The sequence below is a fragment of the Sphingobium wenxiniae genome, from assembly GCF_007830065.1.
GTDB lineage: Bacteria > Pseudomonadota > Alphaproteobacteria > Sphingomonadales > Sphingomonadaceae > Sphingobium > Sphingobium wenxiniae.
Map to the genome: position 1 here is coordinate 30,044 of NZ_VLKK01000002.1, position 12,623 is coordinate 42,666.

A 12,623-nucleotide genomic window follows, 5' to 3' on the forward strand; every position below is an offset into this window, starting at 1 on the left:
GATACTTAACTGTTCCCCTGAGGCGGGCTTGTCAAGATACCATGCGTGAGGAGCGCTTCAAAACTGGCGGCGAAGCTGCGTGCCGCCGCTCGCCGCTCTTTCTCGGTGGCTCCGGTGGATACGACCAGCGTCGCCGCCAGCCACATGGCGAGGGTGACGGCGGCGGCATGTTCCGGCGGAATGCCATCCCGCAAACCTCCCCCGGCGGCGACCTCCGACCAGTAGCGCACGCCGTTTTTGAACATCGCGTTTTCGCGCGGGTCCTCGCGCAGCATGCCGAGCAGGACCGACCTGATCAGGTCCGGATTGTCTGCGGCGAGGCCGGCGACCAGGCCGTAAGGCTGGGAGAGATAGCTGGTGTCGCCGCCCGCCAGCGCGGCAAGCTCCGTCACCACGAATCGCTCCGTTTCCTCCAGCAGCATCTCCTGCGTCGGGAAATGATGATAGACGGTGCGCCGCGTCGTGCCTGCATGCTCCGCCACGGCGCTGACCGTCACGCCGAGCAGCCCCCGCTGCGACCATAACGACACGGCGCTGGCCAGCAGGCGCCGCCTCGTCCTTTGCCCGTTAATGCGCGTCTTTCGCTGTACCTGCGCGTCTTCCATCGTCATTGCCATGCCAGTTGCGCCCATTTCAGGCAACCTTATCAAGCGCGATGCTGATGGAGGCGCAAAGACGCCGGATCACATATGCAATAAAATAGGGGGCCGGTGGACGGGAAGCTTACATCATGTTTGCTTGCTTGAAACGAAGATAAATGCGGCGGGAGATGGAAACGATGCGGCATTCGCTGTTCGACCTGACGGGCGGCTTCGCGCGCTTCTGGTCGGCGGGACAGGCGATAAAGCACAATCCGCAGGCAATCGAGATGCGCCGGCAAGGCACATCCTTGCGCCGCATCCGGGGCGTCGCGCCCGGCATCTGACCGCACGGTCCCCTTTCAGGAGAGAAGGCAATGGATTTCAGAATCGCAGGAAAGGTCGCGTTCGTCGCGGGCGGGAGCAAGGGCATGGGGCGCGAGGCCGCGCTGGCGCTGGCCGCTGAAGGATGCAAGGTGCTGATCGTGGCGCGCGGGCAGGAAGCGATCGACGCGGCCGTGGCGGACATTCGGAGCCAGGGCGGAACAGCGCAGGGCGTGTCGGCGGACCTGACGAGCCGCGAGGGCATAAACAAGGCGCTCGATATCTGCCGGTCGCACTGGGACATGCCCGATATCGTCGTCAGCCAGACCAAGCAATATCATGAAGGCCGCGCTATCGACATGGACCCGGAGCAGGTGGAAGACATGTTCCGCACGGTGACGATGAGCGCGGTCTATCTGGCGCAGGCCACGGTCCCCGCCATGCAGGCGAAGAAATGGGGGCGCTTCGTCCATATCGGGTCGGGCACCGCCAAGGAACCCGAGGCCCGCTTTCCCCATGCGGTGGCGAATGTCGCCCGTCCCGCGACGAGCGGCTTCCTCAAGACGCTGTCCTTCGAAGTCGCGGTCGACGGCGTTACCGTCAATACGGTCGCTCCAGGCTGGATCTACACGCCGGGCATGGAACATTTCTTTTCCGAACATGGCTGGTCGATGGAACAGGCCAACGCATGGTTGAAGGACACGATCGGCGTCCCCGCCGGACGGCCCGGCAAGGCGGAGGAGATCGGCGCGACAGTCGCCTATCTCTGTTCCGATCAGGCTGGCTACATCACGGGCACGTGGCTGGTGGTGGACGGCGGCAATCACTTCTCTATCATGTAGAGAATGGCTTCCGCTTTGGTGTGGCATGGCTGTCACATTAAGGTTTGACTCGAGTCCGGCGCCATCATAGGAGCGGACAGACGAGAACAGGGCAACGCCTGAGGCCCGGCAGAAGGGGCGCCTTGCCGCGAAATGCGGATCGAAAGGGCCGCCGGCTGCCAGGCCCGGCAAATCTTGGGAGTGGATCGGGTGACGAACAGCTACGCGCCGGACGCGGGAACGTTGATGGACATATTCCGGCGGATGGCCCTTCTGAAGGGCAATGACGAGCGGTCGCGCAAGCTGCTCGCCACCGGGCGGGTGGTCGCCCCCTATTACAGCTATCGCGGACAGGAGGTCATTCCCTCCTCGGTTTCCGCCGCGCTGCGCGACGACGACTATATCTGCACCATCTATCGCGGCATCCACGACATGCTGGCCAAAGGCATGCCCCTGAAGCAGCTGTGGGCGGAAGTCGCCGGACGCGAGGACGGCACCTGCAAGGGCAAGGGCGGGCCGATGCACCTCACCTACCCGGCCAAGGGCATCATGGTCACGACGGGCATCGTCGGTTCCTCCATGCCGATCGCCAACGGGCTCGCCTGGGGCTCGCAGCTGGACGGCAATGATCGCGTGACGGTCGCCTATTTCGGCGACGGCGCCTCCAATATCGGCGCTTTCCACGAAGCGCTGAATCTGGCGGCCGTGTGGAAGCTGCCGGTGGTGTTCGTGTGCCAGAACAACCGCTATGGCGAGCATACCGCCTATGCCACGGCGACCTCCGCCAAGCGCATCGCCGACCGCGCGGTCGGCTACGACATTCCCGGCGTGCGGGTGGACGGCAACGATCCGCACGCAATGTATGCCGCGGCGGCCGAAGCCATTGCGCGGGCGCGAGGCGGCGAAGGGCCGACCCTGATCGAGGCGATGACCTTCCGATTCCACGGGCATGTGATGGGCGATGCCGACGGCTATATGGACAAGGCGGAGAAGCAGGCGGCGATCGCGGCCGATCCCTATCCGCGTTTCCGCGCGCAACTGATCGCGGACAATGTCGCGGACGAGGCGACACTCGCGAAGATCGAGGCCGATGTCGAAGCAGCCATAGACGAAGCGGTCGAGTTCGCGCTCGCCTCCCCCTTCCCCAGCACAGATGAACTCCGGCGCGACGTGTTCGCCGACGACAGCATCGTTCCCGAGGAGAGCTTCGCATGACCGACGCCGCAACACAGACCAGGCCGCAGGCGGAGAAGACGGCACAGATCACGATCGTCGAAGCGCTCAACCGCGCCTTCGTCGACGCGATGGAGGCAGACGAGAAGGTGCTGCTGCTGGGCGAGGACGTGGCCGATCCGGAAGATGGCGGCGTCGTCGGCATCTCAAAGGGCCTCTCGACCCGCTTCGGCAATCATCGCGTGCGCTCCACCCCGATCGCGGAACAGGCGATCGTCGGCGCGGCGATCGGCGCCAGCCTGATCGGATACAGGCCGGTGGCCGAGATCATGCTGATGAACTTCTCGACGGTCGCCATGGACATGATCGTCAACCATGCCGCCAAGCTACGCTTCATGTCGGGCGGACAGACCGGCGTGCCGATCACCATCCGCATGATGACGGGATCGGGCATCGCATCGGGCGGCCAGCATTCCGACTATCTGGAAGCCTGGTTCTCCCATGTTGCGGGCCTGAAGGTCGTCGCGCCCTCCACGCCGGAGGACGCCTATGGCCTGCTGCGCGCCTGCATCGACGATCCCGATCCGTGCATTTTCATCGAAAACCTGCTGCTTTACGGCTCCAAGGGACCGGCGCCGCAAGCCGGGCACAAGGTCGAAATCGGCAAGGCGGCGATCCGGCGCGAGGGCAGCGACCTCACCATCGTTTCCTATTCCCGGCTGGCGGTCGAGGCGCAGGCAGCGGCGGCCAGGCTGGCCGAGGACGGCATCTCCGCGGAAGTGATCGATCTGCGCTCCATACAGCCCTGGGACAAGGAGGCCGTCCTGGCATCCGTCGCGAAGACGGGCCGCCTCCTGGTGGTGCATGAAGCGACCAAACCTTTCGGCGCCGGCGCCGAGATCGCCGCGACGGTGAACCATGAACTGTTCGGCAGGCTCAAGGCCCCTGTCCACCGTCTGGGCGGCGCGTTTTGCGCGGTGCCCTTCTCGCGTCCGCTCGAAACGGCCTTCGCGCCCGACGCCGCCCGCATCGTCGATGCGGCCAAGTCTCTTTGTGCCTAGAGGAATAGAATGACGACCGAAGTCCTGCTTCCCAAGATCGGTTTCTCGATGAGCGAAGGCACGCTTGCCGAATGGCTGGTGCCCGATGGCGGAGAGGCCGTGGAGGGCCAGCCACTGTTCCTGCTGGAAAGCGACAAATCCGCGACCGAGATCGAGGCCCCGGCATCGGGCGTGCTGAAGATCATCGCCCAGCCGGGCGAAACCCATGAGGTCGGCACCGTCATCGCGACGATCGGCTAGTTGCGCCTGCCCGGCGGTGTCGGGCAGGCATCCCCTATAGCGTCTCGTCCTATAGCGTTTCGCCGCCGTCGGTGACGATGGTGCGGCCATTGATGAAGACGCCCGCACGCGAACACAGGAAGATGGCGAGGCCGCCCATGTCCTCGATCGTGCCCAGGCGCTTGAGCGGCGTGTTGAGCCGCCACGCCTCGCGATACTCCTCCGGCAGCGGGCCGTTCAGGCGCGACGGGAACCAGCCCGGCGCGATGCCGTTCACCGTGATCCGGTGATCGCCGAACGCGCGCGCCATGATACGCGTCAGCTGCTCCACGCCCGCCTTGGACGGCCCATAGGCCACGGAGTCCGTCGCGACCACGGTGGCAGCAACCGAACTCAGGTTGATGACCCGCGCATAATCCTCATCGGTGCCCGCGGCGCTCAGCAGGGGCAGCAGCTTGCGGGTGAGGAAGAAGGGCGCCTTGAGATTAAGGTCCATGACCCGGTCCCACGCCGCCTCCGAAAACTCCTCTATCGCCTGCCCCCAACTGGTGCCAGCATTGTTGACCAGGATATGGAGGGCCGGTTCGCGTTCCGCCAACTCCGCCGCGATCCGATCGATCTCGGCCATTTTGGACAGGTCGCCGGGAAGCGGCAGACACTCCCCCAAAGCGCCTATTTCCCGCGCAGCCTCCTCAAGCCGGTCGAGCTTGCGGCCAGTGATGTAGACCTTCACGCCGTTCGCGGCGAAGGTTGCGGCGATCATCCGGCCGATGCCGCTGCTGCCCCCTGTGACAAGCGCCACCTTGCCGCGCACGTTGAACAGGTTTCCAATGTCGAGTGTCACAGGCTGTCTCCATCCAGAGTGGAAAGGGTCCGGGACGGTCCGCCCGCCTCCTCACCCATTGCATTGGCAAGCGCGGCAGCGAGCTGCGGCACCTCGGCCAGGGAGCGCACCATGTCGTTAAGATGCGTGCAGCCCTCCGTCCGCGCGAGTTCGGTGAGCACCGTCTGACGCAGCGTGCTCAGCGATGTCCCCACGAGCCGCCCCAGATTGAGGATCGCTCCGGGGCATTCGTCGAAGGGCAGGATGCGCGGATCGGCCTCGATCGACAGCAGGGTCTGGCTATTCCGGTCAGCCGTCGCGGTGATGAGATATTCATGCACCGCCATGCGCGGCCCCGAAGGCGTTGAAGCGCTATCCTGGAAATGCACGTCGATGACGATCCGTTCGCCCAGCCGGACGTCGATCCGCCGCGCGCGCCGGCTTGCAGGCCCCTCCTGCGCCGCCAGGACATGCCAGGAGAAAGCGTCGCGCCCATCGTCCAGCGGTTCCACCGGCATGGAATTTTGCTGCGGCCGGGAATCGCCCTCGGACAGGGCGGAGGAGCCGGGGCGGAACCCAAGGCAGACCCCAGCCATGCGCATGCGCCGCTCGCGTGCGCCGGGTTCTTTCATAAACGCCTCCTCCCAGTCGGGAAGCCAGTGGGACCAGGCCCATCCCGCGACCAGGCTGGAGCCGGCTATGTCGTCGAGCAGCAGGTATAGCGGCGTGCCGGCCGCGCGCTCTTCGGGAAGCGCCTCGATGATGGCGGCACGAAGCTGCCCGCCCGCCCGAGCCCCGACCAGCCGCTCGATACCGGGCCGCGCCGCATCGGACGAAATCGCGAGTATCTCCCGCGCGCTGCTGAGCCGCGCCGTGAAACGGTCCTCTCCCAGGATCAGGGGGGCGTCCACGTCGGCAAGGGTCATCAGGTCGCGCGCGCGGCCATGCTGGACCATCGGCGCCTCCCGGCCGTCCGGCCAGGTCGTATCGATGGTCGATGTGCGACGGATGGAGAAGCGCGCGCGCGGCGGCGTCGGCGGCGCCGGTCCATTGACTATGGGCAAATCCGTATCGTTCATGGAAACTTTCGTTCTCCCGGGGACGATGAGATGGCCGACCCTTGGGCCGAACGCCGATGGCCGGTCTGCCGCCGTCCCTGCGGCTGGCCGGCCGGGGCGCTGACCGCCGGCCCGTCGGTCGTGTCGCCAAGCAGTGGCACGACACCATCCGTTCGATAAGCTAATTCAGCAATGCCGCGTTTCCCATCGCTCATATGATGACGCGGCTGTCGGATATGATGGCATCGAAAGGACCGCTTGCCCCGGCCGCCAGATCATGCTTGCGATAACGGCAGAGGACAAGGGCGCTCGATGCAGAATGCGATAGAGCGCGCGGGATCGCTTTGGAGATTTGCGATGCATTTTGAACTGGACCCGGAACTGCAGGCCTTTCGCGAGGAGGTCCGCGCATTCGTGCGGGACAATCTGCCCGAGGACATGAAGGCCCGGCAGATGGCGGCCGGATCGATCTTTTGCAGTCATGACGATGAGAGGGCCTGGGCCAAGATATTGGCCAAGAAGGGCTGGCAGGTCTATTCCTGGCCCGTGGAACTGGGCGGCTGCGGCTGGAACGCGATGAAGAGTTTCGTGTTCGAGGATGAACTCTACAAGGGCTTTGCACCGCCCCTGTCCTTCAACACGCTCCATATGATCGGGCCGATCATCTACAAGCTGGGCTCGCAGGAGCAGAAGGACCATTTCCTGCCTCTCATGCGTCACGGCGATGTCTCCTGGGCGCAGGGCTTCTCCGAACCTGGGTCCGGTTCCGACCTCGCCTCGCTGCGTACGCGCGCCGATCTCGTCGGCGACAAATATGTCATCAATGGGCAGAAGATCTGGACCAGCGGCGCTCATGAGGCCGACTGGGGCTTCTTCCTGGTCAAGACCGACACGACGTGCAAGCCGCAACTGGGCATGAGCTTTCTGCTGGTCGACATGAAGACGCCGGGCATCACCGTGCGCACGATCCCGCAGATCAACAATGACGAGCATCATCTGTGCGAGGTGTTCCTCGAAAATGTCGAGGTCCCGGCCGGCAACCTGATCGGCGAGGCGGGCAAGGGCTGGACCTATGCCAAGATGCTGCTGGAGGGTGAGCGGACGGGCAGTTCCTATATCTTCTGGAACAAGCGCGAGATGCGCCGTCTCCTCGACATGGCCCGAGCGGAAAAGTTGAACGGCAACCCGATCGCACAGGATCCGGCCTTTCGCGCCCGACTGGCCGCGATTCAGGCGGAACTCACGGCGCTGGAATGGTCGGTGCTGCGCGTGCTCGCCGACGAGGAGTTCACCTATGGCACCGCGGCCGCATCCTCGGTGCTCAAGGTGCGCGGGTCCGAACTGCAACACGCCATCACCGAGGCGCAGGTCGACCTGATCGGGGAGAAGTCGCTGCGCGTCTATTCGGTGCACGATCTGCTGAGCGACGCCGGCACCCTGTGGCCGGACCATGTGGTGAACCGGACCAACATGGCCTTGCTGACGCGCGCCGCCACGATCTTCGGCGGCGCCAAGCAGGTACAGAAGAACATCATCGCCAAGGCGGCCTTCGGCCTCTGAACGAACAGGACGGGTCAGATTCCATGGATTTCAACTATTCCGACATGCAGCAGATGCTGCTCGACAGCGCCGGCAAACTGATCGCCGACACCTATACGCTGGAGGATATCCGCCATCAGCGCACGATCGCAAACGGCCTGAATGAGAAGAACTGGGCGCAGTTCGCTGAACTGGGCTGGCTTGCGCTGCCCATTCCAGAGGATGCCGGCGGACTTGGCTGCGGGCTTGAGGATGTCGTCGTCCTGTCGACCGCGCTGGGCCGCGGCCTGGCGGTCGAACCCTATGTCAGCACCGTGGTGGTCGGCGGTCATATCGTCGGCGCCCTGGCCGATGAGGATGCGCGCAACGCGCTGCTCGGCCAGGTCGCGACCGGAGCGGCGCGGATCGCGCTGGCGCATGGCGAGCCGGGCGAGCGGTTCGGCGACGGCGGCGCGCGATCGACCCAGGCTGTGCCGTCGGGCAACGGCTTTGCGCTCACGGGCAGGAAGATGCTGGTGCTTGATGCCCCCTCCGCCACGCATATCATCGTCTCCGCCACGCTGGATGACGGCAGCATGGGGCTGTTCCTCGCGCCTCGCGATGCAAGCGGAATCAGCGACGAGAGCTATGCGCTGGTTGACGGCGCGGCCGCGTCCGACCTGTTTCTGGACGGCGTGCAAGTCGATGCCGGCGCGCTGATCGCGAGCGGCAGCGCGGCGGAGACATTGCTGTCGGAAGCGAGCGACCGGGCCGCGATAGCGCTGATGGCGCAGGCCGTCGGCGCGATGGAAGGCTGCAACGATGTCAGCGCGGAATATATCAAGGAGCGCAAGCAATTCGGCCAGCCGATCGGCAAGTTCCAGGCCTTGCAGCACATCATGGCCGACATGTTCGTGTCCACCCATCAGGCGCGCTCGATGGTCTATTACGCCCTCGCCCATCTCGACGCCTCACCGGAGGACCGGCAAGCCGCCGTCTCGGCCGCGAAGGTACTGGTAGGAACGGCCGCGCAACTCGTGTCGCGGTCCGGCATCCAGTTGCATGGCGGCTACGGCGTGACCGACGAATATATCGTCAGCCATTACTACCGCCGCCTGCTGGCGCTGGAAAAGCTGTTCGGGGACATCGACCATCATGTGCGGCGTCTGGCCGTCCATATGTTCGATCGCGCCGACGCATAAAAAGCCCGCGAAACAGCGTCACGAACAGGAGCAGCGGAACCGTGCCACAGGAATGCGGCCCGGCTCCGCCGCCCTATTCAGGCGCCCGTGAACTCCGGACTGCGCTTGCTCAGGAACGCATCGATCGCTTCATGATGATCGGGCGTTTCATGCACGAGCGCCTGTAGCGCGGCCGACATTTCCAGCACCTCCGTCAGGCGCATGGCCTGCGCATCGATGAGCAGCCGCTTGGCGACACGCAGCGAGCGCGGCGGATTTGCCGCGACCCGCTTCGCAAGCTTGAGCGCTTCGTCCATCAGCGATTCCGCCGGTACGACGCGGGACACCAGGCCGAATTCAAGCGCTTCCTGCGCGCTCAGCGTATCGCCGGTGAACAGCATCTCAGCAGCGCGGGCATAACCCACGGCGCGCGGCAATGCCCAGGCGCCGCCGTCGCCGGGCACCAGACCCATCTTGATGAAGCCCGCCGCGAATTTCGCCGTGTCCGCGGCGATGCGCATGTCGCAGAAACAGGCCAGATCATTGCCCAGCCCGATGGCAAAGCCGTTCACCGCGGCGATCAAGGGAATTTCGCTTTCGTAGAAGGCGCGCGAAATCTTCTGCACGCCGCGGCGATAGTTGGATCGGGTGCCCAGCGGCGTGTCCAGCGGACCGATACCGTTGCGATCCTTCATGCTTTGCAGATTGCCGCCCGCCGAAAAGGCCCGTCCCGCCCCGGTGAGGATGCCTACGCTGACGGATTCGTCTTCGTTCAGGCTCTCCAGCGCGTTAACCAGATCGCTGCAATCCTCATGCTCCGCGATGGCGTTCATCGTGTCGGGATGATTGAGAGTCAGGATCGCGATGCGGCCTTGCCGCTCTATTTTCACATAGTCGCCCAAATGCTTTCCCCATGGCTGATCCGGCTAAACCGCCGATAGCGCCTCATGCGCCAGTTCGCGCCGGTCCGCAACATTCCGCAGGCGCATCCGTCGCGGCCGGAGACCATTCGATCACCATCGGGATAAATGCACGGGTCCGCCCTGTTTTCGCTGGTGTCCTCGACAAATGAGGATTGCATTATGTAATTTCAGACAGACCCTGCGAATCTTGTGAATCACGCCCAGGGTCATGCTGCCGAGGAGAGACGCTATGGCTACCCTGCCCTACACCGTATATGATGCCGACCATCATCTGTACGAGCCTGAGGAGGCGTTCACCCGCCACCTGCCGAAAGAATTCCAGGATGACTTTTATTTCGTGAAGAAGGGCAATCGCACGAAACTCGTCATCGGAGGGATGCTGTCCGAATATATCCCGAATCCGACCTTCGAGGTCGTAGCCGCCCCCGGCACGCACGAAAAATGGTATCGCGGCGCCAATGTGGAAGGCCTGACGATGCGCGAACTCGCGGGCGAACCGCTCCGTCCTCCGGCCGAATGGCGTTCAGGCGACGGCCGAATCGCGCTCATGGACCGGCAGGGGGTGCATGCGTGCCTGGTGTTCCCGACGCTTGCCTCGGTCATCGAGGACCGCCTGAATCACAAGCCGCAAGTGATGGCGGCCTTGTTCCACTCGCTCAACATGTGGACGCGTGAGGAGTGGGGTTTCGCCCGCGAGAACCGCCTGTTCTCCGTGCCGATGATCAACCTGGCCGACATCGACGCCGCCATTGCCGAGTTGGAATTCGTGATGAAGGCCGGCGCTCGCACCATCGGCGTCCGCCCCGCGCCTGTGCCGAACAGCCGCGGCGTGACGCGCTCCTTCGGCTATCCTGAGTTCGATCCTTTCTGGGCGCGGGTTGCCGAGGCGGGAATTTTCGTCAACCTCCATGCATCCGATTCGGGCTATGACGTGATCAACCGCATGTGGTCCGGCGGCGGTACGGAATTCGTCGCCTTCCAGAACGATCCGCACAAGCTGACGCTCGACACGCTCGGCCGCGCAGTCGCCGATTCGCTATCGGCGCTGATTTGCCATGGCGTGTTCGCGCGCCATCCGAACCTGCGTGTGGTGTCGGTCGAAAACGGGGCGAGCTGGGTCGCGCCGCTCTTCTATCGCCTCAACCATGTCTATGGTCAGATGCCCAAATCCTTCAAGGAGCATCCGCACGAGACTTTCCGCCGCCACATCTTCGTCGCGCCCTTTTACGAGGACGATACGGAAGAGCTGAAGAAATGCGTGCCGGCCAATCGCATCCTGTTCGGCAGCGACTACCCGCATCCGGAAGGCCTGGCCGATCCGCTGGAGTATGTGAAAGAATTCCCTACCTACAACGATAATGAGATCAAGCGGGTCTTCCACAGCAATCTGAAGGGCCTGCTTGAAGGAGCGCGCGACGAAGCGGCGTGACTATAGCTACCCGCCCGCCTCGGCGGGCGGGATAGAGGCCGGACCGCGTAAAAGAACAAATAGAGAGGCAGCCTGTTATGAAAATGGAAGATCTGATCATCGTCAGCGTTGACGATCACATCGTCGAGCCGGGCGATATGTGGGATGGGCATCTGAGCGTCCAGCACAAGCATCTCGCGCCCAAGATGCTGCGCGACCCGGACGGTTCGGACTATTGGGTGTTCGAAGGCCGGCGCGCGGCGCAGGGCGGACTCAACGCCGTGGTCGGCCGGCCCAAGGAAGAATATGGGATGGAGCCGGTCGCGCTCGACCAGATGCGCAAGGGCGTCTACAACATAGACGCGCGCATAGAGGACATGAACGTCAACGGCATCCTGACGTCGCTCAACTTCCCCAGCATCGTCACCTTCGACGGCGGCCTGTTCCTGAGCTTCGAGAACAAGGAAACCGCCCGCATCCTGGTGTCGGCCTATAATGACTGGCATATCGACGAATGGTGCGGGTCCTATCCCGGCCGCAACATCCCCAATGCTATCCTCCCCTATTGGGATATCCCCGCGACCGTCGCCGAGATCGAGCGCGTGGCGAAGAAGGGCTGTCACTCCATCACCTTTTCCGACAATCCCACCGCCAAGGGGCAGCCGAGCATTCACGACGCGCATTGGGCGCCGATGTGGAAGGCCTGCGCCGACAATGAAGTCGTCATCAACATCCATATCGGCTCGGGCGCGCAGGCGCCCCATGCCTCGCCGCTGACGCCGATCGAGGCGTGGATCACGACCATGCCGATCTCCATCGTCAATTCCGCAGCCGACTGGCTGCACCTTCAGGCGCTGCATCAATATCCGCTGAAGATATCGCTGTCGGAAGGGGGCATCGGCTGGATTCCCTATTTCCTCGAGCGTGCGGAATATACGCACAATCATCACAAGGCTTGGACGCACGCCAATTTCGGGGGCAAGACTCCGACCGAAATCTTCCGCGAACATTTTCTGACCTGCTTCATCGAGGACAAATTCGGTCTCGATAATCTAGGTGCGGTCGGTGAGGATATCGTGGCCTATGAATGCGACTATCCGCATTCCGACACGCAGTGGCCGCGCGTTCCGGAACATCTCTACGACACCGTCAAACATCTGTCCGACGCGCAGATCGACAAGGTTACGCATCTCAATGCTCTGAAATTCTACAATTACGATGCATTCGACAAGATGGGCGGCCGCGAAAATTGCACCGTAAAGGCGTTACGCGCGCAGGCCGGTCATGTGAACACGGACGAAGTGGCGCTCGCCGGCGCGGCACCGGTGGAGAAAGGCGCCGAACCGCGCCCCGTCACGTCGGGCGATATCCTGGCGATGTTCGCGTCGGTCAATGCCAAGAGCAACGAAAAAGTCGAAGCCTGATCGACCGCACATTCCGGCCTGAAAGGCCGCGCGCCCGTATGAGCGAGATGGGAACGTCAAGCTCGATACGGGGCGCTCTACCATAAGCACGGTCGTGAGCGGCGGCCGCTTC

The 12,623-nt window shown here is 63.7% G+C and carries 13 protein-coding genes; 9 read left to right on the forward strand and 4 right to left on the reverse strand.

Going from position 1 to position 12,623, the window contains the following annotated elements:
- Positions 1–5 precede the first annotated feature (5 nt).
- Positions 6–617 carry a TetR/AcrR family transcriptional regulator gene (locus IQ35_RS02575; protein ID WP_021246092.1) on the reverse strand — a complete coding sequence of 204 codons (612 nt, stop codon included), beginning with the start codon at positions 615–617 and terminating at the stop codon, positions 6–8.
- Between the two features lie 152 nt (positions 618–769).
- On the opposite strand from IQ35_RS02575, the gene IQ35_RS21020 reads away from it, so the two are divergent.
- From IQ35_RS21020 to IQ35_RS02595, 5 genes are all read left to right on the forward strand, one after another.
- On the forward strand, positions 770–925 hold the full coding sequence (locus tag IQ35_RS21020; RefSeq protein ID WP_158636566.1) for a hypothetical protein: 156 nt from the start codon (positions 770–772) through the stop codon (positions 923–925).
- A 30-nt stretch (positions 926–955) separates the two neighbouring features.
- The gene (locus tag IQ35_RS02580; protein WP_021246090.1) at positions 956–1,744 is read left to right on the forward strand and encodes an SDR family oxidoreductase; all 789 of its coding nucleotides are present in this window, start codon (positions 956–958) and stop codon (positions 1,742–1,744) included.
- 189 nt (positions 1,745–1,933) lie between these two features.
- The gene (locus IQ35_RS02585) at positions 1,934–2,938 is read left to right on the forward strand and encodes a thiamine pyrophosphate-dependent dehydrogenase E1 component subunit alpha (protein ID WP_031291763.1); all 1,005 of its coding nucleotides are present in this window, start codon (positions 1,934–1,936) and stop codon (positions 2,936–2,938) included.
- Positions 2,935–3,957 (forward strand): alpha-ketoacid dehydrogenase subunit beta, encoded by a 1,023-nt coding sequence (locus IQ35_RS02590; RefSeq protein WP_021246088.1) that lies wholly within the window; start codon positions 2,935–2,937, stop codon positions 3,955–3,957. Before IQ35_RS02585 ends, IQ35_RS02590 begins: the two co-directional genes overlap by 4 nt.
- 9 nt (positions 3,958–3,966) lie before the next feature.
- The gene (locus tag IQ35_RS02595) at positions 3,967–4,197 is read left to right on the forward strand and encodes a biotin/lipoyl-containing protein (protein WP_021246087.1); all 231 of its coding nucleotides are present in this window, start codon (positions 3,967–3,969) and stop codon (positions 4,195–4,197) included.
- Between the two features lie 49 nt (positions 4,198–4,246).
- Here IQ35_RS02595 and IQ35_RS02600 read toward each other — a convergent pair whose 3' ends face one another.
- Positions 4,247–5,020: an SDR family oxidoreductase gene (locus IQ35_RS02600; protein WP_021246086.1), complete on the reverse strand. Its 774-nt coding sequence runs from the start codon at positions 5,018–5,020 to the stop codon at positions 4,247–4,249.
- Positions 5,017–6,078 carry a DUF2889 domain-containing protein gene (locus IQ35_RS02605; protein ID WP_145071898.1) on the reverse strand — a complete coding sequence of 354 codons (1,062 nt, stop codon included), beginning with the start codon at positions 6,076–6,078 and terminating at the stop codon, positions 5,017–5,019. Before IQ35_RS02605 ends, IQ35_RS02600 begins: the two co-directional genes overlap by 4 nt.
- Positions 6,079–6,414: 336 nt before the next feature.
- On the opposite strand from IQ35_RS02605, the gene IQ35_RS02610 reads away from it, so the two are divergent.
- Positions 6,415–7,617, forward strand: coding sequence for an acyl-CoA dehydrogenase family protein (locus IQ35_RS02610; RefSeq protein WP_031291758.1), 1,203 nt, complete (start codon positions 6,415–6,417; stop codon positions 7,615–7,617).
- Positions 7,618–7,640: 23 nt separating this feature from the next.
- Complete coding sequence (locus IQ35_RS02615; protein ID WP_021246083.1) at positions 7,641–8,777, forward strand: acyl-CoA dehydrogenase family protein; 1,137 nt, start codon at positions 7,641–7,643, stop codon at positions 8,775–8,777.
- A gap of 77 nt (positions 8,778–8,854) precedes the next feature.
- Here the strand turns inward: IQ35_RS02615 and IQ35_RS02620 are convergent, their stop codons facing one another.
- Entirely contained in the window at positions 8,855–9,658 is an 804-nt protein-coding gene (locus tag IQ35_RS02620; protein WP_021246082.1) for a crotonase/enoyl-CoA hydratase family protein, read from the reverse strand.
- A gap of 250 nt (positions 9,659–9,908) precedes the next feature.
- Here IQ35_RS02620 and IQ35_RS02625 point away from each other — a divergent pair, with 250 nt between their 5' ends.
- Entirely contained in the window at positions 9,909–11,108 is a 1,200-nt protein-coding gene (locus IQ35_RS02625; RefSeq protein WP_021246081.1) for an amidohydrolase family protein, read from the forward strand.
- An 83-nt stretch (positions 11,109–11,191) separates the two neighbouring features.
- Positions 11,192–12,511, forward strand: coding sequence for an amidohydrolase family protein (locus tag IQ35_RS02630; RefSeq protein ID WP_021246080.1), 1,320 nt, complete (start codon positions 11,192–11,194; stop codon positions 12,509–12,511).
- Positions 12,512–12,623: the final 112 nt, after the last annotated feature.